This window comes from Pseudomonas sp. G3-39, from assembly GCF_054790485.1.
The window spans coordinates 5,832,513-5,852,466 of the sequence record NZ_CP186497.1; the positions used below are offsets into that span (position 1 = coordinate 5,832,513).

The following is a 19,954-nucleotide window of genomic DNA, read 5'->3' on the forward strand; positions in this document are numbered from 1 at the left end:
TTACGCCCGAAGTCGCAACCGTTGCAGCCAGGACGAAGTGGCGCCCAAGGCGTCACGCAATTGTTGGGCAGTGATGGTGCGTTCTGCCGCATTGAAGCTCAGCGCGGTTCGCAGCGCTGGCCAGCCGTGTTTCGGTAAGTTCGCCGGGGCTCGCAGCTCGCGCTCCAGGTGCTCGTCGCGGGCCTGGGTCGAGGGCAAGCGGCGGAACGGGTGTTTGCCGCTCGCCAGTTCATAGATCACGCAAGCCACGCCGTACACGTCCGCGCTGGCCGACAACGGTTGGCCCTCAAGCAGTTCGGGGGCGGCGTAGCCCGGGGTCCAGGCGTTGAAGCGCTCGCGGCTCAGGTGCGGCAGGCCGGGCAACACGCCCTCGTCTGCCTGGCCGAGACCGAAGTCGAACAGGCGCAGGCCGTCTTCGCTGAGCATGACATTGCTCGGTTTCATGTCACCGTGCAGCACGCCGCGACGGTGGGCGTAGGCCAGCGTGTCGAGCAGCGGCAACGCGATGTCGCGCGTTTCTTTCCACGGCAGGCCGAGAGGCCGCTCGCAGAGCAATTTGTCCAGGGTCAGGCCACGCATGTATTCCATGGTGATGAAGGCCCGCTGGCAGTCGGTATCGACTTCAAAAGTGTGCGCACGCACGACGTTGTCGTGGCGCAGGCGTCGGGTCAGGGCGAACTCGCTGTAAAGCAAGGCACTGGCGTCCGGCGATTCGGCAAATTCTTCGCTGAGGATTTTCAGCGCAATGTAAGGGTCGGGATCGCCGAACTGCTCGTGCAGCAGATCCCGTGCCCGATAGACCGCGCCCATGCCGCCCGCCCCGAGCAGACGCTCGAGGTGGTAGCGGCCGGCGAGTACGTCCGGCAGTGCACCGATGCTGGCCTTGGTCGGCGCCAGCAACGGCTCGGCGTTGTTTGCCTTGGCGAAGGCGAAGTAGGTCAGGTTGCTGGCCTGCTCTTCGCTCATCAGCAAGTCATCGACTGAGGATTCGATTTCAGTCATTGGCGGATCACCACGGCAGTCAGGTTATCCCGGGCGGCGCCACGCAGGGCGCCGTCGAACAGACGTTCCAGCGCCACATGCGGCGCGCTGAGGCTGAGGGCGTTGCCGAGGGCATCGCTGCTCAGGCCCTGATACAAACCATCGCTGCACAGCAAAAACGCATCGCCCGGATAGACCTCGAGTTCGAGGACATCCAGGGTCAGCTGTTCGGCGGCGCCGACGGCTCGGGTCAAGGCTTGAGCCGCCGGGTGTGCTGCCGCCTGTTCGACGCTCATCTGTTGCTCGTCGATCAGTTGCTGCTGCAGCGAATGATCCTTGGACAGCTGATACAGCCGCTGCCCGCGCCACATGTAACAACGGCTGTCGCCGGCCCAGATGCAGGCCGCGCGGTTGCCTTCCACCAGCAGCGCCACAACGGTGCTGCCCATGATGCTGTCGTGGCGTCCGGCGGTGACCGTCAACTCTTGCCCCAAGCGCCGGTTCAGCCAGTGCAGGCACTGGCGGATGGCTTTGAGGCGTTCGTCGAAGTCCTCGTGTTGCGGCAGTTCAGCCAGGCTGGCGACGATCAACTGGCTGGCGATGTCGCCACCCTGATGACCGCCCATGCCGTCCGCGACCACCCACAGCCCCTGCTGCGGATTGTCGAGGAAGGCATCTTCGTTGCGCGCCCGCACCTTGCCCGGGTCGGTACGCGCCGCGCTGCGCCAGGGACTGGCCACCAGCATCAGAGCTGCACCGGCATACGGAAGGTACGCAGCACGCCCATGTCGAACGGGTTCGGCGTGCGCTGGCTGGTCAGCAGGTAGTTGGCACGCAGGCCACCCACGTCGGCTTTCAGCACCAGCACGTCGCGACCGGTCAGGTACTCGGTCTGCATCAGGTCGAAAAGACGGAACAGCGACCATGGGCCGGAGTTCTTCTCGATACCGATCGGACGCCCGGCCATCTTGTCCATCACCAGGCTGGTGCGACCGTCTTCAGCGTCGGTCGGCCACTTGAACGTCATTGGCAGGATCGGACCGTGGCGGTACTCCATGGTCTTGTCGCCGAACTTGAACTCGGAACGGCTCACCGCCGGATCGAGGGTGTACGGCTCCAGTTTGAACTGCACGGTCGGCTCGGCCGGGTTGATCGAGAAGAAGCTCTGGCGAATGGTCAGGGCTGCTGCCATCTGGTCGAGGTACATCTTCGACACCGGCAGGCTGTGACCGTCGACGCTGCGCATCCGGTAGTTGCCCGGATCACCGCTGACGAACGGACGCATGTAGCTGTCGAAGAAGCGATCGACGGTGCCTTGAGCGCGGAAGAACTCGCGGAAGTCGCTGATCGCAACGTCGCTGGTGCTGCTGGCGCTGAACGGATAACGCTTGCTGATGGTTTTGCCATACACGCTGTACAGCTCGTTCTGATAACGGCCGTTCAGGTATTGGTAAGCATCGTTGAGCACCAGGCGCCACGAGTCTTCGGCCAGCACATTGAACCACACGCTCAGCGGACGCGGCAGGCGACCCGAGGCTGCACGCAGGTTGGTCAGCGCATCACGCTGGCCGCTCATGCGGGTTTTCGCCATTTCGAACGCGGCTTGTTCCGGCGTGCTGGAGCGGGCCAGACCGGACAGTTGCAGTTGCAGGTCGTTGAGCGCGCTGATGGCCGGGGTCAGGTCTGCGGCCGGGCCGTTGTTGTCATCGAGCAAACGGTGCAGCGGCTCGAAGCGGCGTTGCAGCGACTTCTTCGCGGTGTCCGGCAGGCTTTTCGCCACGGCCATCGCCGAAGCCTTGTCCGCCACGGCAGACGCCAGTTTGCCGACCTTGCCCAGTTTGCCCTTCTGCCCTGCCAGTGCATCGGCGGCATCACCGGCTTCGTCCACCGGATCGGCAGCAGCCGGGAAGCGCGTGTTCTCGCGCACTTCCGTGAGCAATGCCAGCACCGGCGAGTTGGCCGAAGTCAGGCCCGCCAGTTGCTCGGCGCCTTCACCGGCGTCGCTGATCGGCGGCAAGGCCACCTGGCCAACGGCCTCGCTCCAGTAGTTGGCGTAGTCGCGGAAATACAGCTGCTCCAGCTCGACCATCAGGCGACGCAAGTCCATGTCGCTGATGCCCGCACCTTCGCCCAGCACCCAGTTGTCACGCAGGATGTCGGTGACCAGCGCCGAACCCTGCACCGAGAAATACTGCTGATAACCCTGTTGGGTGTAGAACCCCGGGATCACGTATTCGGTGCCGATGAACAGCGAACCCTGCGGGCCGAGGTGTTGGCTGAAACGGTATTCCGGCAGGTTGCGCGCTTGCTCGCGGAGCATGCGGTACACCACGGTGGCCAGCGATTCGGCGCGCAGCACCTGACGTGCCTGAGTCACCAGTTGATCGTTCAGCGGGTAGATGAACGGCTGCTTCAGCAGGCGCTCAAGGTGGGTGTTCAGACCATTCTGCACCGCGGTGTTGCCGGTGTAGCGCTGCGACCAGTCAGTGGCGACCCAGTCCTTGAGCCACACGGCGTCACGACGGTCTTTCATGTTCAGCATCAGGTACGCACGCAGGCTGTTGAGCAGCTTGTCGCGGTCCTTCATATTGGCGCGAATCTGCCCTTCGAGCATCGTCGCGACCCGTGGCAGCAATTGCGCTTCGAGCTCGTGCTCGTAGGCTTGCTTGACCACCGGATTGACGTCTTCGCCCTGATACAGGCCGCCACGCTCGTGGTACGAGACGTCGCCTTTCTTCGGGAACACCTGAGTCGCGGCGTAGCTGGTATCGAGGGTTTTCAGCACGCCCATCGCATCATCACGCGGGGTCAGCGCCGAACGCTGCTGGGTCCAGTTCTGCGCCAGCGTGCGAAGGTTTTCCAGACGCTCATAGTTGGCCGAGAAACCACCGGCCCAGAGCATGCCGAACAGCGTCAATGCCGCCAGTGCGCCAACGTACAACGCACGCTGACCCCAATGGATGCGGCTGCGCTCACGCTTGTCGAGGCCGGCCAGATCCGACTCGGGGAAAATCACCCGACTGAACAGATGATGGATGAAGCGCGAACGGCCACTGCGCAGGGTTGGCAGCACACCGGCATTCATGCCGAGGTTGGCGCCGATGCCGGCGGTGGTTGCGTCCATTTCCTGCGTCAGGTGCGGAGCGCTGGTCAGGTAGAAACCGCGCAGCAGCGACGCGCGCTGATACCGGTTGCCCGTGAGCGCCATGTCGACGAACAGGCACAGGCGCTCGCCGATCTGCCCCAGTTGATGCGGGAAGTCGAGGATGCGGCCACGGCGCTGGGTATCGCGCTCGGAGTGCATGCGCATGATCACCTGATTGTTCAGGCGCCGCAGCAGCTCTTCGAATTCGCCGCGCAGTACCGCGACGTCGGTACCAACCTGATCCTTGCGGAAACTGGTACCCAGCACCTGATCACTTTCTTCGCGGGTCAGTTGATCGAAGAACTCGTCAAAACCGAGCAGCTTGTCCGCCTTGCTCAGTACCAGATACACCGGCACGTCGACGTGCAGTTTCTGATAGACGTCTTGCAGACGACCGCGCACCTGGCGCGCCAGGGTGTCGATGTCCTGCTCGCTGCCACCGATCAGCGATTCCACCGGAATGGTTACCAGCACACCGTTCAACGGACGCCCGCGACGACGCTTGCGCAGCAGTTCGAGCAAGGTGGTCCAGGCATTGCCGTCGACTTCCGCGTCCGGCTGGGTGGTGTAGCGCCCGGCGGTGTCGATCAGCACACCGTGATCGGCGAAGTACCAGTCGCAATGCCGGGTGCCGAGGGTGTCACGGGTCAGCTTGCGGTCGATCTTGTTGATCGGGAATTCCAGCCCGGAGAAGTCCAGCAGGCTGGTCTTGCCGGAGGCCTGCGGACCGATCAGCAGGTACCACGGCAAGTCGTTGCGCCAGCGTTCGCTGCGGCCGCGATACAGGCTCGAAGTCTTCAGGGTTTTCAGCGCGTCCTTGAAGCGCGCCTTCAACTCTTTCTGCTCTTCTTCGATCAGCTCGTCACGACGGATGCGATCCTGGCCATCTTCGGTTTCTTCGACGGCTTTCTTGCGGATGCCCGCGCGCCAGCTGACGAAGACCATGGTCAGGCCCCAGATCAGGAACAACACGGCGATGGTCAGCAGACGCGAGGTCGCGCTTTCCCAGAACTTGTAGTCATCCACCGCCAACAATGGGCCGACGAACCACACCAGCAGTGCCACGAACAGCACCAGCAGCAGGGTCCAGACCCAGGTCTGGCGCAGGAAGGCGCCGACTTTCTTGAAAAACTTTTTCATCACACGTCCCTGTTTACGGCTGCGACTGCGGTTGCACCGCGGCCGGATCGATCGGCTGATAGGGTTGCAGAACGGTGTCGCGCTGCTCGCCCAGGACCCAGGCGAAGCCCGAATACATCACCACCAGGCAGACCAACGTGAACAGCACCACCATCCACGCCGGCACGATGCGCACCAGGTTGCGGCGCTGGTCGTTGAGGCCTTCCCAGTGCGGCGACAACTCGCGCGGCACGTCGCCACGCAACTGACGGATCTGCCGGTACAGGGCGTCGCGGATGCCTTCAAGCTCAAGCATGCCACGGGCCTGCACGCGGTACTTGCCCTCGAAACCAAGGGACAGGCACAGGTACATCAGCTCGAGCATCGGCAGGTGTTTGACCGGGTTCTTCGACAGGCGATCGAGCAGCTGGAAGAACTTCTCGCCACCGAAGGTCTCGTTGTGGAAGCTGCTGAGCAGGCTCATCTGCGACCACTCGCTTTCGTTGCCCCACGGCGTAGTCACCACAGCTTCGTCGACCACGGTGCAGAGCACGTAACGCGCGGCCATCACCTGGCTGCTTTCGGCGCCGTTGTGCAACGCGCGCACTTCAAACAGCTTGAGCCCGGCGGTCAGGCGCTCGTTGAGCGCGTAGAGGTCTTCGCGGGTTTCGCTGTGCTTGAGGCGCACCACTTCCGAGAGCAGTTCGGACGACGCCGCCACCAGCGAATTGAGGCTGATGTTGAAGGCCTCCGCCGGGCGCAGGCGCGCGGCGTAGATCATCCGTTCTTCCAGTTGCTCGAAGCGCGGCGGCGCGGCGAAGTCGGTCAGCGGACTGGCTGCCGGTCCGTGGCCCTGACGATCGAGCAGGACGGTTTTGTCGTCCTGGTTGTAATCCGTTTCCTTGATCATGTCGGTCAGTTCCTGATGGCCCAGAATTTCAGTTCAAGCTCGGCGAATTCGCCGGACACGTGGAACGCGAAGCCGCCGGAGCGCTCGAGTTGCGCCAGGTCTTCGGAACTGAGTTCGAGGATGAAGTAGGTTTTGTTCGAGTGGAACGCGATCTGCCGCGGGGCCACCGGCAACGGTTTGACCTTGATCCCCGGCAGGTGCAGGTTGACCAGTTGGCGGATGCGCTCCACCGGGCCGACCTTGAGGTGCGCCGGCAAGCGGTGGCGCAGTTCTTCGGAGTCGCAATTGGCACTTGCCGCCAGCACGAACGATGCCGAGCCGAGCAGTTTGTGGTCGTGCAACGGCGACACAATGATGCCGTACTGACGCGCTTGCAGGATCAGTTCGATGGCGTGCTGTTCGAGCACCATCGACAGCACCTGACGAATCGCTTCCATCAGTTTGCGGAAGCTCGCGCCCTGGTCGGCGTGGGAATAACGGCTGTCCAGACGCGGGCGCTTGCTGTCGCTGGAGAAGGTCGCCAGATCGCCAAGCATGGTCAGCAGCGTGCGATACAACTCTTCCGGATGCACCTGCTCCAGACCGAGGTAGTGGCGCAGCAGCAGTTCGGTACGGTTGATCAGTTGCAGCATCATGAAGTCACCGACTTCCGCGCCGCCGACCTTGCCGTTGGAGCGGATCCGCTCGGCAATCGTGTCGCCCCGGTGGTTGAGCATGCTGATGACTTCTTTCAGGCACGACAGCAGATAGCTGGACGCGTGGGCCTGGATGTAGGTCGGCACGAAATCCGGGTCGAGGCTGATCACGCCGTCCGGCGTGGTGTCGAGCACGTCGCAGATCTTCAGCTTTACGTAGGCCTGATCGCTCTGCTGCTCGCCGAGCAACAGTTTGAAATCCGGGCGACCACAGCTGACCTGGCTGGCGGAATCGTCACCGGCGTTGGAGTCGGCCACTTCGGCGTCGTACGCGGTGTACCGCGCGAGCACATCGGACTGCTCCGGACGGCGTGCCTCGATGTGGTTACCGGTGACCAACGGCAGCGCCAGGTAAATCGGCGTGTTACCGGTGTTCGGCGGCACGTCCAGCGCCAGCGGCTCGGTGTTGCCGCCGAGTTCGAACAGGCTGCCGTCCGGCAGGATCCCCGAGGCGGCACTGATCACCAGTTTGCCCATGTTGAGGAACTGCAGGTCGATCTCCAGATTGAGGAAACCCCAGGTGTAGCCACCCAGCAACTGGGTGCGGGTTTTCATCTGGTGATCGTAATAGCGATCGTTGTGCTGGAAGTGCTGCGGCCGCAGCAACATGCCTTCCTGCCAAATGACTTTATGGGTATTCATGTTCAGTCATCCGCCTTGGCGAGCGCTTCATGGGTGTTGCGGATACCGGCCTGATCGAGGGTCAGATCGGCCTCGGTCAGCTCCAGCGGGGTGACCTGAACGGTGTAGCGCCACTTGGTTTCCGGCAGATCGCGGTAGGCGGCGAGAACGCCGACGTAGCGGCTGCCCTCCTCCACGCTGAGTTTCATTTCCACGGTTTCACCCGGGCGCAGTTCGAGTTCTTCGCTGGCCACCAGATCCGGGTTGAGCGATTCCTTGGCGCGCTCGTAGAGGCTGAAGAAATCAGCGTTCTCGAAAGTCACCGGGTGCTTGAGTTCGAACAGGCGCACGACGATCGGCGAAGGACGGCCGTTGAGGTCCGGGTTGAGCTGATCGCTGCCGGTCAGCTTCAGATTGATCTTGGTCACTTTCGAGTACGGCGACAGCGACGAGCAACCGGCGAGCAGCACCAGCACGGTGAGCGCAGTCAGCGTCTTGAAAAAAGCGGTCGAGCGGCGAGACATGCGCATCATCCTTGGTGGTCGGTGTGGAGGGTGGAGATCAGGCGGATCTGTTCTTCGTAGGCCTGGGCGAAATCGCGGGCCAGCAGACGCTCGCTCCAGTCATCGTCCTGACGCAGTGCCTGGTGGTAACGGCCGAACGCTCTCCAGCGTCCGCCCGAGGTGGCGATCAACGGCTTGTTGTCGCGCTCGAAACGCAGGGTCAACTGCTCTGGCGAGAAGTGCTCCAGCGTGCCGCGCACGGCGGCGCGGCTGGCGGTGAGCAAGGCCACCTGATGCGCTTGCAGATCGCGGAATGCACGGGAGATCGCCTGCTCGGCCGGCAGGTGCCCTGGCTTGTGCGGCTGCAACAGAATCTCCAGCGCTTCGCTCGGATCGACGGCGAATTTCAGCGGGTTCTTGTTGGTGCCTTGCACGGTGGTCTGGGCCAGACGCAGTTCGTTTTTCAACTCCGAACGGGTGCGCAGGCTCTGCTGCAAACCGCCGATGCTCTGCCGTAGCAGACGCGCGGCGTTCAGCGCCAGGGCTTCGCGGGCGTCGTGATCGAGGCCTTTGACATCCACGCCCAGCGCTGCGCCGAAATGCTCCCAGAAACCCTCGCTCTGCCGCTCGACGACCTTCGGGGCCGGAGCAGGCTCGGGCTCAACCGGGGCGATCAGCTCGGGCACCATCAGGCTTTCCATGTCGATGCGCGCGTAGTCGGCGCGCTGACGGGAGTCCTCGGGCTTGGCGGTCGGGGCCAACAGTTCGTCGATTTCCGAATAGACGCGCTCTTGCTGTTCGATCGCGTTCAACGGATCGAGGTCGAGGAAGGCGTCGTCCGGAATGATGCTGCCGGCGGCACGCGGACGGCCGACTTCACCGTCGAAGGTCGCCGGGTCACGCACCAGCCGCGCACGAATCTCGAAGTCACCGAGCACGTAGGTGCTGCCGTGCTCGATGCGCACCGGTTCGCCCTTGTGCAGGCGTGCGCCGCTGCCGCCGTCCTGGACGCCGTTGCTGCTGGTGTCGGTGAGGAAAAACATGCCTTCGCGGTAGCTGACAATCGCGTGGTGATTGGACAGATGCCGCTTGCGGTCAGGAATGATCCAGTCGCAGTCCTCGCCCCGCCCGATCACGCCGCCGGCCTGTTTGAAGGTCTTCTGGCACAACTCGGTGGGCACGAACTGCTTGGTGTTCAGCATTTCGAAAACCAGTTCCATGTTTGATGCTCCTTGCGGTCACTTGCCGCGATTGACCGCTTGCGGATCACCCAACGGGCGATAGTCGTTGTCGTTGAATTTGTAATTGCCGCTACAGCCGCCAAGGCCGCATAGAACGACGAGGGTCAGCAGGACAGCGTGCCAGTGACGAACAGACATCAGAGGGTCTCCAGGGGTAGACAAAGCACAAAGCGCCGACCCTTGCGGGCGGCGCTGAAATTAATTCTTCGGGTGGTCTCGAAGGCTCTACATCGGGGCCTTCGAGCCACCAGAAGGGATATACCGATCCTCTGTGGCGAGGGAGCTTGCTCCCGCCGGGGTGCGCAGCAGCCCCAAAACCGGACACCGTGGTGCATCAGGGAAACCGGGTGGACCGGATTGCGACTGCTGCGCAGCCGAGCGGGAGCAAGCTCCCTCGCCACAGGAAATCTGCAAGCCCCAAGCAAATCATTGGCCACAGGAATACGGCTCGACGCAGCGATCAGTTTCAGATCAACCATCGAAGTCACCCAGGTTGATATTCAACCGCCCGAGGCGGTACAGCAGGGTGCGGCGCGGCAGGCCCAGTTCGCGGGCGGCGAGGGTCTGGTTGCCGTCGTTCTTGCGCAGGCAGTCGAGCAACAACGTGCGTTCGACTTTTTCCAGGCGCTCGCGGAGATTCAGGCCGCTGTGGTCTTCGGGCATCGGCTCCATGCGCAGGGAGAAATGCTCGGCCAGCAATTCGCCGCCCTCGCACAACAGCACCGCGCGTTCGACCAGTGCCTTGAGTTCGCGCACGTTGCCGGGGAAGGTGTAACCGGACAGGTGTTCCAGCGCCGCGCTCGACCAGCGCACCGGATCACGCTGCAAATACGCGCAGGTCTTCTCGGCGAAGTGCTGAGCAAGCTCGAGGATGTCGCCTTCGCGCTGACGCAGGGCCGGCAGCTCGATCGGAAACTGCGCCAGTCGGTAATACAGGTCCTCGCGGAATTTGCCTTCGCTGACCAGCGTCGACAGATCGCGGTGCGTCGCGGCGATGATGCGCACGTCGATCTTGTGCGTGTCGTTGGAGCCCAGCGGACGAATCTCGCCCTCCTGCAACACCCGCAGAATCTTCGCTTGCAGCGACAGCGGCATGTCACCGATCTCGTCGAGCAACAGCGTGCCGCCGTTGGCCGCATCGAACAGCCCCGCGCGGTCACGGTCAGCGCCGGTGAAGGCGCCTTTGCGATAGCCGAACAGCTCGCTTTCCAGCAGGTTTTCCGGGACGGCCGCGCAGTTCTGCACGATGAACGCCTGAGAGCGGCGCGGGCCGCAATCGTGAATCGCCCGGGCCACGACTTCCTTGCCGGTGCCGGTCTCGCCGCGCAACAGCACGGTGTAAGGGCTGTGCAAGACTTTGCTGATCAGCGAATGGGTTTGGCGCATGGCGGCGCTTTTGCCGATCAGGCCATAGCCGTTGATGCTCGGCACACTGCGCGCCACCGTGGCCGACTCTGCCGGCGGCTGGCGCAGACGCTGCAGCAAGTGCAACTGACCAAGGACGAACGAGCCGAGCTGGCCGAGTGAGTCGGCAAAACCCTGCAGGTCGACGTGACGACGACTGGCGCACAGCAGCAGGCCTTCAACCGCCTTCTGCTGATTGACCAGCGGCACGCACAGCAGCGATTGCCAGGCACCAGCGGTGGCCGGCAGGAAACTGGTTTCGTGCAGGCTGGCGCCCAGATCATCCAGGCACACCACGCGGTTCTGGCACAGGGCGAACTGCAGCAGTTGTTCACCGTTGTAGTCCGCCGGCAGGCTGGTGGCGGCGCGCGGTTGCAGCGCGCCGTCGAGGCATTCGGCGTTCATCCCCAGGCAAGTGTGGGTGGCGTCGAGCAGGTACAGCTGGGTCAATTCGCACCCGCTCAGTTCGGCCAACCCGCGCACGAAGTCACCCAGCAGCGCAGCACCGTCCGCCGCGCGCGACAGGCTGGCGAACTGCGCCAGCAAGGCTTCGGCATAGACCAGTGGCTGCGGCACTTGAGTGAACATCACACCCACCTCAGGCGAACTCGCACGTCACGCTGGCGTTGCCGTCGAGCGTGGCATGCACACGTTTGAGGCTTTCACCGGTGGCCATCGCATCGAGCAAGCGGTCGGCCACCAGCGGCAGCACGTGCTGATCGAGCAAATGGTCGATCAGGCGCGCGCCGCTTTCGCTTTGCGTGCAGCGCTCGGACAGGTGATCGACGAGGTTCTGGCACCAACTGAAATCCAGCTGACGACGGTTCAGGCGCTCGCCGAGACGACCGAGTTTGATCTCGATCAGCTCGCGCAGCACCGGGCCACCGACCGGGTAGTAAGGCACCACTTTCATCCGCGCCAGCAGCGCCGGTTTGAAGTGTTTGCTCAGCACCGGGCGAATGGTCTCTTCGAGCAGCTCGGCGGTCGGACGGGCGCCGTCTTCGCAGAGGTCGCTGATCTTGTCGCTACCGAGGTTCGAGGTCATCAGGATCAAAGTGTTGCGGAAGTCGATCTCGCGACCTTCGCCGTCGTTGGCCACGCCCTTGTCGAAGATTTGATAGAACAGGTTGAGCACGTCGGGATCAGCCTTTTCGACTTCATCGAGCAGCACCACCGAATACGGCTTCTGGCGCACGGCTTCGGTGAGCATGCCGCCCTCGCCGTAACCGACGTAGCCCGGTGGCGCACCGATCAGACGCGATACGGTGTGCTTCTCCTGGAATTCGGACATGTTGATAGTGGTGATGAAACGGTCACCGCCGTACAGCAGGTCAGCCAAGGCCAGCGCTGTTTCGGTCTTGCCGACGCCGCTCGGGCCGACCAACAGGAATACGCCGACCGGCGCATCCGGTTTGTTCAGACCAGCGGCGGTGGCGCGCATCGAGCGATCCAGTGCGTGCACGGCTTGTTCCTGACCACGGATGCGCGTGCGCAGGTCGGTGGCGAAACTGGCGACCTTGGCGTTGTGCTCGCGGGCCAGTTGCGCCAGCGGCACGCCGGTCCAGGCGCTGATCACTTCGGCCACCAGACGCGGGCAGACTTCGAAGCTGACCAGACGCTCTTTGACTTGAGCAGCGGTCAGAGCGCTGTGGGTCTGGTGCAGTTCGGCTTCCAGCGCTTCAACGCTCTGGCCTTCCTCGACCTCGGCGGCGATGGTTTCGATCACCGTGCCTTCGGCGTCTTCTTCAACGCTGACGGTCGGCTCGACAGCGGCAGCTTCGCGGGCCTTGGCCAGTTGCTGACGCAGTTCCAGCAGGCGCTCGGCCAACTGCTTTTGTTCAGTCCACAGGGTTTCCAGCGCGACCATTTCGCTTTCGGCTTCGTCCAGCCTCGCTTCCAGTGCGTCCAATGCTTCGTGGTCGATCAGCAGACCGGCCTCGGCATCGCGACGCAGGGCCTGACGCTGACGGCCACCTTCGGCCAGTTCGCCACGCAGGCGTTCGAGGCTTTCCGGGGCAGCGGCGAGGCTGATGCGCACGCGGGCGCATGCGGTGTCGAGGACATCGACGGCTTTGTCCGGCAGTTGGCGACCGGCCAGATAGCGGGCCGACAGCTCGGCAGCGGAGACCACCGCGTCATCCCGCAGGTAGATGCCGTGGCTCTTCTCGTAGACCTGCGCCAGACCACGCAGGATGGTCACCGCTTCGCTGACGGTCGGCTCATGCAACTGCACCGGTTGGAAACGACGGGCCAGCGCCGGGTCTTTCTCGAAGTATTTCTTGTACTCAGCCCAAGTGGTCGCAGCGATGGTGCGCAGTTCACCGCGAGCCAGCGCCGGTTTCAGCAGGTTGGCCGCGTCGGAACCGCCGGCGTTGCCGCCCGCGCCGATCAGGGTGTGGGCTTCGTCGATGAACAGGATGATCGGTTTCGGCGAGGCTTTGACTTCGTCGATCACGCCTTTGAGGCGACGCTCGAACTCACCTTTGACGCTGGCGCCAGCCTGCAGCAGGCCCATGTCCAGCGACAGCAGCTCGACGCCCTTGAGCACCTGCGGCACTTCACCGGCAGCGATGCGCGAGGCCAGGCCTTCGACGATGGCGGTTTTACCGACGCCGGCTTCACCGACCACGATCGGGTTGTTCTTGCGGCGACGGGCGAGGATGTCGACCATCTGGCGGATCGCGCCATCGCGGCACAGCACCGGGTCGAGTTTGCCGTCGCGGGCCTGCTGGGTCAGGTTGTGGGTGAAGCGCTGCAGCAGCGACTCGCCCTGCGCCGCTGGCTTTCCGTTGGCCGCCGGTTGCTCCTGTTGCGACAGGGCGAATTCCTTCAGGCGATCGATGTTCAACTTGGCGAGCAGCGGCTGATAACGGCTGCCGGCGTAGCGCATCGGGTTGCGCAGCAGCGCAAGGATCAGCGCGGCATCTTCGACCTGGGTCTGGCCCAGTTCGAGGTTGGCCACCAGCAGCGCGTCTTGCAGCCACTGCACCAGTTCCGGGGCGAACACCGGGTTGCGCGAGGCGCTGTGTTCAACGCGAGATTGCAGTGCGGCGCTCAGTTCACCGGCGTCGACATCCGCATCCTGCAGCGCGCGCGACAGCAAGCCGTTCGGACGCTCCAGCAGACCCAGCAGCAGGTCTTCAACAAGGATCTTGCTGCCGCCACGGGCCACGCAACGTTCGGCCGAACGTTCCAGGTCACGACGGGTTTCGGCGTCCAGCGCCTGGATGAGTTGTTGCAGGTCTACGTTGATCATGGCTCACGTCCTTAATGAATTTTGCTGCCCAGGGTGACCACGCCGTCTGCTTTTTCGCAGCCCAGCCAACTGGTCCACCCCAGGCGACAGTCGTTCTTCTCACCAATGCGCAGTTCGCGGATTTCTTCCGGGCGCAGCACCAGGCGAATGTCGTAATCGAGCGGGTCACGCAAGGTGAACCGCACCAGCGCGCACAGCGGCTGGTAACCGAAACCGATCGGCAGGAATTCGTGGAATCGCTCCCAGTCGAGTTCGGTGATGTGAATGCGGAATTTGCCGCTGCGGTCGCGCACCCGCTCGCCCAGCACCAGATCTTCACCGAGCAGGCTGTTGGCGCGTCCGAGGCGGTTGCGCTGCTCGTCGAGGATCTCCACGCGGCGCTCGATGCACTGCTCGATGACCAGGTCTTCGTGTTTGAAGTAGTAACGCAGCACGGCTTCGATCAGCGCCGCGGAGTGCGCGCGCAAGCTGAGCAAACCGAGGTACGGCAGCAGGCGTTTCCAGTTCAGCTCCTTGGCCTTGCGGATCTCGTCGCCACCCAGACCGATCAGCGCGAACAGCTGCGAGGAGAACGGGTCGATCGCGCCGCTCTGGAAGCTGGCGCGATAGCGGTACTTGCGCCAGATCGGCAGCATCAGTCGTTGCAGGCGATGGTGGAACAGGTCGAGGAAGTTGCGCGTCGGGTTGCCGTCCTCGCTGTCGCCGAGCGCCTGCTCGCCGTAAAACGCCGGCAGCGGCGAACCGGAGCCGACCAGCCCGATCAGGTTGAAACGCATGCGCGCGCGCATCTGCCCGTGCTCTTCGAAAAACTCCACGCGATCGACGTCGCTGCGCGGAAAGCCCAGGCTCGGGTTGGCCTGGAACTCCACTTGATCGTACAGATCGTCTTCGCTCAGGTACGGGTGCGCCTCGCGCAGCCGGTCGATCACCAGCAGCACGGCCTGAAACAGCGAGTACTCGCGTATTACCTTGGTCAGCCCGCTTAAAGCAGGGGCTGCAGGCCCATACGTGGTGTCCATTGGTACACCTCTCCCTGTGTGCTTTTTACCCGCAGCTCGTGGTACGAATTGAGACTGGCGTAAAGCGCGAAAAACTCGTTAAGAACCGAAGCGAAAACGAACAGGTCGCCTTCGCCGATATACCCTTCGGGGTCGATGGTCAGTTCGGTGCGCAGACCGCGCACCGGCAAGCCACGGTGCAGCCGGTCGACGTGGTGGTGCTTGATGTGCTTGAGGCCGCCGAGCAGGCGTTTGCTGACCTTTTCCGCGTGCTGGTCGTAGTAGCGCGGCAGGTCGTAGGTTTCGAGAATCACCTTCAACGCGTTGACGTCGGCCAGCGACAGATAGTTGAGCGACATGTTGCTGATCAGCTTCCACAGGAAGTCACGGTTCAGCGGCGGCGCAAAGCTCGACGTGGCCGGGGTGATGTTACGGAAACTCAGGAACTCCGGGGTCTCTTCACAGGCCATGCAGATGTCGCCGAGCTTGAGCTTGCGCGGCAGGTTCTGGTTGGTGCAGATCAACTCGATCGACAGGGTTTCGTGGGCTTCGGTGTGGCGGATGCCGAAGCTCAGGTAGGTGTCGAGGCCGTCATGCAGCAACGACGAACGCTGGCGGATGCTGTAATGCGGACGGCTGTTGGGCACGTCGAAACTCGGGTCATGCTCGAAGGATTCGAACGGTACGTATTCCTGATAACCGAGGCCGCCGGGCTTCCAGCCGGTCACGGTTTCCACCGAGAACACACCGCAGTTTTCCAGATCGTATTCCGCCGGCAGCAACAGGTATTCATCCTGTTTGCCATCGAGTCGGATCGGCAGCGCGTCATGCGCGAACAGGTTGGCAATCGGCGTGCAGAACAGCTTCACGTTATCCAGGGTCGGCCGCATGCGCATGATCCCGCTCTTGCGGATATCGAAACGCAGCTCGAGGCCGCGCATCTGCTTGAGGGTGTCTTCCGGCAGCGCCTTGAGGATGTCCAGACCGTTGACGTCGACGAACAGGAACTTGTCCTGGAAGGCGAAGTATTCCTGCAGATAGCGATAGCCACGGAAGGTGTTCAGCGGATACGGGATCAACGCTTCTTCTTCGGCAAAGCCCACCGGCTTGACCCGGTCACCGGGAATCTTGAACGCCATCGGCTTGCCGGACACGCCATCGATCGGCTTGCCGGCACCGTCGAGTGGGATCAGCTCAATGCCTTCCAGGTTACGCAGCAGACTCAGGTACAGCATCTGGCTGATATAGCGTTCGCCGGCAAAGTGCAGGCGCAGTTTGCTCAACTCCAGCTCACCGAGGTGGCCGTCGGCGCTCATTTCCAGACGCAGGCTGAGCAGCGAACCGTCGCCCTTTACCGAGTAATTCAGCGCAGCCAGATCCAGCGGCAAGACTTCGGTCGGATAGCAGGTGCGGAAGCGGCAACGCACGTCTTCGATCGGTTTGCTTTCGATCGGCGTATCGCGCTCGACCACCAGCGCCGGGCCAGAACGCTTCAGCGGATCAAACTGCAGAATGCTGAACGCCGGCAGCGGGCGCATGTAGTTCGGCCACAGCAGCTGCATCAGCGAATGGCTGAGCTCCGGCAGCTCGTCATCGAGCTTCTGCCGCAGACGCCCGGTGAGGAACGCAAAACCTTCCAGCAACCGCTCCACATCCGGATCCCGCCCGGCCTGCCCCAGGAACGGCGCCAGCGCCGGACTACGCTCGGCGAAACGGCGGCCCAACTGGCGCAGTGCGGTGAGTTCGCTTTGGTAGTAGTGGTTAAAGGACACGGGTTACCTGCCTGGTAGTGGAACTCATGGAATAACTGTCCTGCGGATTACGCTCGATGTCCGACCTGGTCATTGGATTGCACCTGCAGGCTGAGTTGGCTGAATGCGACCTGCGATGTTTCGCAAAGCCCAACGCAACTCGATGACTTGAGTGGTGAGGATCGCCAGCAACGTGACGCAGCCTTGAGCTACGCCGTAAAACAGGGCTCTTAACGGGTTGTCGGGTAGCATCCAGAGCAGGATGAAGCCCACCATCAGAAAAAGGATGGCCAGCTTGGCGACCAGACCTGGAATCAGCGCAACGATCAGGTTGACGCCCAGAAAAATGTAAAACAGTGCGTAACTCGCAATGCCGATGGCGACACCATGGGAGGTAAATCCGCCGTTAAAAAGCCTGTAAGCATGCACAACCGCGTCATTCAAAAATGCATAAGCCACGCATCCGAGGGCGTGGATTAATAAGCATAGGGTGAGACGAACGTAGCTGTTCATACTGCTATCAATTTTCCAGAATCTCGTAGGGTGTATTACTGATGAACATATTCAACCAATGGCTTTCCCATTGAGGCATCGCTATCTCGAACGTTCTCTTACTCTTATTAAAATATATCCATGCAATACCGACAGTTGACTCACTCTCTGACGTCCTCATGTCCAACGACTGAGTGTCATACAATGGGGTACGATAAACTTCTTGCGGATTTTGCCTGTCAATAACTCTCAGATAGGCCATTCCACCGAGGGTAAGAATTTTCCCAACCCGCACGTTTTCCATAACGTATCGGCCGGATGGGCTGATTACCGTCGAACTAGCAGGATAATTCCGCATGGCAGATACAACAAAAAGTAATGAAACAGAAAACACCACAAACAATACAGCCACACAGGAAGCTGCCTTCCTGTGCTTATTAAATATCAAATAATTCAGCCTAGCCATTACTTATCACCCTCACTTAATGACTCGACAACGTACGATGTATTGCTCACAAAATAATTCATCGCACGATCTTCCCAGCGGCGATCATGAAAAACAAACATCTTCTCAGTCGTTAGAAATTCTATATTGGGAACACTTACCCTTCCCTTGCTTTCTTTCACCTGCAGGACCAAGAGCCGGGTTGGATACAGAGGACTACGGTAAATATACTTAGGCGCATCTTGATCGATAATTCGCAGATAAGAAAGATCTTCCTCGAAAAAGAGAGACGGAAAGTGTACGCGCTCAACAATATACTGCCTGGAGTCAGTCAATTCGATAACATCTGGACGCCGCACAGAAAGATTATCGACAAACAAATAAAACCATAGCGCCCCGATTATCAGGGTCGCTGACAAAATCAGACCTGCGGTTTTGAAACGCATTTATTCAACTACCTTGATTAAAACAGGCGGAGTTACGTCCTCATATAAAATATCGGAATACACGGTAAAATCTCCTCCTTTTCCGTGTGTCGTCCGGTACTCCACAAAGTCGCTGTTTTGGATCAAGTGATAACGTTTACCGTCTATATCCTTAAATAGAGCCTGTACGTCCTCCCCGCGCATTGCAGCGGTTCTGGCCATTTCTGCTTTACCCACCGCTGCGAGAAAATTGGACCCATTGCTTGTTACTGGATCAGCTACACCATCATAATTCCAATAACCCAAAGGTTGACTGAAACGGTTACCTACATCGCTGAAGTCGTAACTATCATCAACGTAATACCCTAGACGAGTAACCAGAAAGCTGATTTTTCCTGAAGCAATAATAATTTCACCTTCGGCAATCACCCTCATATTGAAATTTGCAAGGGCACCCCTCAGCTCATCCAGCAGGAAAATATTAGCATTTGAGGTCTGAATCGGGATTGTATTGGTATACCCAAACTTCTCAGCGTCTCTTGCACTTGCAAATTTTTGCTGATAGGCACCGTCGACTTTACCCGCAAACTTCGTAGGAAAATCATTACGCATTCGAATCAGCGCATTCGGACTATTCCATTTCAGCTTCAGCTCTTTAAATACCTTATTGGCGCGCTCAAACTTTAACACCCAAGCCATTTTTACAATCGAACTTTCTACATAGGGGTCGAGCGGCTCTTTTTTATGATCCTTGGTGAGTTCATCCATCCCACCATCTGCGGTGGCCCATGGTTTACCTTTGAACCAATAGCGCATTAAACCGGCAGCAACAGGCCAGTTTATTTTGTCCATCGCCCCAGGAATGTCTGAGACTGAAAATCGACGTGCAGTTGCCGTCTGTCCAGTCTTATTACTCGCCGGCGACAGCGTCGCAGTTACTGTTGTATTTGCCATTTCAACATCCCTGTCACTGTTACTCGCCCGCCCTGCCACAGACGGCGGAGAGCCATTCTGTGCATTCTCAAGCGATCGCCACTTTAGTTTGCTGTTCAATGATCAGCTCAACAGGTTCGGCAATATCCGAATGGATCATCTTTGTCTTGCCATCGGCGCCTGTAATACCGGTCACGGTTTTTCCGGATGCTGTTTTCAATGTGTATTCGATTCCGGACAACGGTTTTCCGGTGTCCTGACAATTGATGACGAAGTGCTCATTAAATGGCCAACTGAGCTCCACCGGTAACGGCGGCACAAACGGCGCCGGCGAATGCGAATTGCCGATAATCACCGTCCCGGAACCGGCGGTGACCTTGTTGCCGTGAGCACCAACCGAACCTACGGTCGCAGCCGGTTTTCCGTTGATCAAAACCGTGGTCGCCAGATCGCCAACCAACGCACCACCACACGCCGAAGCATCGCCTTGGCGGGCGGCCGCGAGGCCGTCGAAGAACACGTCGCCGGAACCGGCGGCGATCGGGTTGGTACCGTGGCCAGGAAGTGGGCAAGCGGTGGGGTCGGATACGCGTGCTGCGGGTTTGCCAGACATCGGGAATCTCCTTAGGTGACCTTCACTTGGCCGCTGCCATCCAGGCGCGCGGAAAAACTGACCTGACGCTTGAAACCCTCGACTTCCAGCAGGCCTTCGATGCTGAAGGCCAGCCGCAGCTGGTCGTGGTCACGCGGCAGGGAAATGACACGCACGTTGCTCAGGCGCGGCTCGTAGGCTTCGATGAAGTTTTCGATGGCCAGACGGGCCTGACTCAGAGAGTCGTGCAGGCTCAGACGCATGTCATTGAGATCGGGCAACCCGTAGTCGGCCAGCGTTTGCACGCTGCCGGCCCGGGTGCTGAGCATTTTGGCCAGATGGGCAGCCACTGACGCCATGGCACAAGCCTCGAGGCTGTTGCCCTTGCGTAGTTGCGCGTCGCCGTTGAGACGCTCGAACAGGCTGCCGTATCCGTCCATGAG

17 protein-coding genes are annotated in these 19,954 nt (G+C 60.9%); all 17 read right to left on the minus strand.

The window, feature by feature from the left end; translation table 11 throughout:
- On the minus strand, positions 1-1,002 hold the full coding sequence (locus tag ACOYXG_RS26410) for a serine/threonine-protein kinase (protein WP_096795405.1): 1,002 nt from the start codon (positions 1,000-1,002) through the stop codon (positions 1-3).
- A complete protein-coding gene (locus ACOYXG_RS26415; RefSeq protein WP_003229555.1) occupies positions 999-1,727 on the minus strand; it encodes a PP2C family protein-serine/threonine phosphatase in 729 nt (242 codons plus the stop codon). Before ACOYXG_RS26415 ends, ACOYXG_RS26410 begins: the two co-directional genes overlap by 4 nt.
- Positions 1,727-5,266: a type VI secretion system membrane subunit TssM gene (tssM, locus tag ACOYXG_RS26420; protein ID WP_460354892.1), complete on the minus strand. Its 3,540-nt coding sequence runs from the start codon at positions 5,264-5,266 to the stop codon at positions 1,727-1,729. The genes ACOYXG_RS26415 and tssM overlap by 1 nt, the downstream gene beginning before the upstream one ends.
- 13 nt (positions 5,267-5,279) lie before the next feature.
- Positions 5,280-6,155, minus strand: a complete 876-nt coding sequence (gene icmH, locus ACOYXG_RS26425) for a type IVB secretion system protein IcmH/DotU (protein WP_095668000.1) — start codon at positions 6,153-6,155, stop codon at positions 5,280-5,282.
- A gap of 5 nt (positions 6,156-6,160) precedes the next feature.
- Positions 6,161-7,492: a type VI secretion system baseplate subunit TssK gene (gene tssK, locus ACOYXG_RS26430; protein ID WP_007962327.1), complete on the minus strand. Its 1,332-nt coding sequence runs from the start codon at positions 7,490-7,492 to the stop codon at positions 6,161-6,163.
- Positions 7,493-7,494: 2 nt separating this feature from the next.
- Entirely contained in the window at positions 7,495-7,995 is a 501-nt protein-coding gene (tssJ, locus tag ACOYXG_RS26435; RefSeq protein WP_007962325.1) for a type VI secretion system lipoprotein TssJ, read from the minus strand.
- Positions 7,996-8,000: 5 nt separating this feature from the next.
- Complete coding sequence (gene tagH / locus ACOYXG_RS26440) at positions 8,001-9,194, minus strand: type VI secretion system-associated FHA domain protein TagH (RefSeq protein ID WP_115988609.1); 1,194 nt, start codon at positions 9,192-9,194, stop codon at positions 8,001-8,003.
- An 18-nt stretch (positions 9,195-9,212) separates the two neighbouring features.
- Positions 9,213-9,353, minus strand: a complete 141-nt coding sequence (locus ACOYXG_RS26445; RefSeq protein ID WP_003229566.1) for a hypothetical protein — start codon at positions 9,351-9,353, stop codon at positions 9,213-9,215.
- Between the two features lie 333 nt (positions 9,354-9,686).
- Positions 9,687-11,207: a sigma-54 interaction domain-containing protein gene (locus tag ACOYXG_RS26450; RefSeq protein WP_097089472.1), complete on the minus strand. Its 1,521-nt coding sequence runs from the start codon at positions 11,205-11,207 to the stop codon at positions 9,687-9,689.
- A 10-nt stretch (positions 11,208-11,217) separates the two neighbouring features.
- The gene (gene tssH / locus ACOYXG_RS26455) at positions 11,218-13,875 is read right to left on the minus strand and encodes a type VI secretion system ATPase TssH (protein WP_282412664.1); all 2,658 of its coding nucleotides are present in this window, start codon (positions 13,873-13,875) and stop codon (positions 11,218-11,220) included.
- An 11-nt stretch (positions 13,876-13,886) separates the two neighbouring features.
- The gene (gene tssG, locus ACOYXG_RS26460) at positions 13,887-14,894 is read right to left on the minus strand and encodes a type VI secretion system baseplate subunit TssG (RefSeq protein ID WP_041071592.1); all 1,008 of its coding nucleotides are present in this window, start codon (positions 14,892-14,894) and stop codon (positions 13,887-13,889) included.
- The gene (gene tssF / locus ACOYXG_RS26465; protein ID WP_115988606.1) at positions 14,858-16,645 is read right to left on the minus strand and encodes a type VI secretion system baseplate subunit TssF; all 1,788 of its coding nucleotides are present in this window, start codon (positions 16,643-16,645) and stop codon (positions 14,858-14,860) included. Before tssF ends, tssG begins: the two co-directional genes overlap by 37 nt.
- 69 nt (positions 16,646-16,714) lie before the next feature.
- The gene (locus ACOYXG_RS26470) at positions 16,715-17,137 is read right to left on the minus strand and encodes a hypothetical protein (RefSeq protein ID WP_460354899.1); all 423 of its coding nucleotides are present in this window, start codon (positions 17,135-17,137) and stop codon (positions 16,715-16,717) included.
- Between the two features lie 444 nt (positions 17,138-17,581).
- Positions 17,582-18,007: a hypothetical protein gene (locus tag ACOYXG_RS26475; RefSeq protein WP_115988603.1), complete on the minus strand. Its 426-nt coding sequence runs from the start codon at positions 18,005-18,007 to the stop codon at positions 17,582-17,584.
- Complete coding sequence (locus tag ACOYXG_RS26480; protein WP_147304787.1) at positions 18,008-18,940, minus strand: DUF6402 family protein; 933 nt, start codon at positions 18,938-18,940, stop codon at positions 18,008-18,010.
- A 67-nt stretch (positions 18,941-19,007) separates the two neighbouring features.
- Positions 19,008-19,532 (minus strand): PAAR domain-containing protein, encoded by a 525-nt coding sequence (locus ACOYXG_RS26485; RefSeq protein WP_150370042.1) that lies wholly within the window; start codon positions 19,530-19,532, stop codon positions 19,008-19,010.
- Between the two features lie 11 nt (positions 19,533-19,543).
- Entirely contained in the window at positions 19,544-19,951 is a 408-nt protein-coding gene (gene tssE, locus ACOYXG_RS26490; RefSeq protein WP_007920274.1) for a type VI secretion system baseplate subunit TssE, read from the minus strand.
- Positions 19,952-19,954 lie beyond the last annotated feature (3 nt).

Bases quoted from the DNA above. Each gene is read 5' to 3' on its own strand.
- ACOYXG_RS26475 (WP_115988603.1), bottom strand. From the start codon at position 18,007: ATGCGTTTCAAAACCGCAGGTCTGATTTTGTCAGCGACCCTGATAATC.
- ACOYXG_RS26410 (WP_096795405.1), bottom strand. From the start codon at position 1,002: ATGACTGAAATCGAATCCTCAGTCGATGACTTGCTGATGAGCGAAGAG.
- ACOYXG_RS26470 (WP_460354899.1), bottom strand. From the start codon at position 17,137: ATGAACAGCTACGTTCGTCTCACCCTATGCTTATTAATCCACGCCCTC.
- ACOYXG_RS26485 (WP_150370042.1), bottom strand. From the start codon at position 19,532: ATGTCTGGCAAACCCGCAGCACGCGTATCCGACCCCACCGCTTGCCCA.
- ACOYXG_RS26480 (WP_147304787.1), bottom strand. From the start codon at position 18,940: ATGGCAAATACAACAGTAACTGCGACGCTGTCGCCGGCGAGTAATAAG.
- ACOYXG_RS26445 (WP_003229566.1), bottom strand. From the start codon at position 9,353: ATGTCTGTTCGTCACTGGCACGCTGTCCTGCTGACCCTCGTCGTTCTA.
- icmH (WP_095668000.1), bottom strand. From the start codon at position 6,155: ATGATCAAGGAAACGGATTACAACCAGGACGACAAAACCGTCCTGCTC.
- tssJ (WP_007962325.1), bottom strand. From the start codon at position 7,995: ATGTCTCGCCGCTCGACCGCTTTTTTCAAGACGCTGACTGCGCTCACC.
- tagH (WP_115988609.1), bottom strand. From the start codon at position 9,194: ATGGAACTGGTTTTCGAAATGCTGAACACCAAGCAGTTCGTGCCCACC.
- tssE (WP_007920274.1), bottom strand. From the start codon at position 19,951: ATGGACGGATACGGCAGCCTGTTCGAGCGTCTCAACGGCGACGCGCAA.
- tssH (WP_282412664.1), bottom strand. From the start codon at position 13,875: ATGATCAACGTAGACCTGCAACAACTCATCCAGGCGCTGGACGCCGAA.
- ACOYXG_RS26450 (WP_097089472.1), bottom strand. From the start codon at position 11,207: ATGTTCACTCAAGTGCCGCAGCCACTGGTCTATGCCGAAGCCTTGCTG.
- tssM (WP_460354892.1), bottom strand. From the start codon at position 5,266: ATGAAAAAGTTTTTCAAGAAAGTCGGCGCCTTCCTGCGCCAGACCTGG.
- ACOYXG_RS26415 (WP_003229555.1), bottom strand. From the start codon at position 1,727: ATGCTGGTGGCCAGTCCCTGGCGCAGCGCGGCGCGTACCGACCCGGGC.
- tssG (WP_041071592.1), bottom strand. From the start codon at position 14,894: ATGGACACCACGTATGGGCCTGCAGCCCCTGCTTTAAGCGGGCTGACC.
- tssK (WP_007962327.1), bottom strand. From the start codon at position 7,492: ATGAATACCCATAAAGTCATTTGGCAGGAAGGCATGTTGCTGCGGCCG.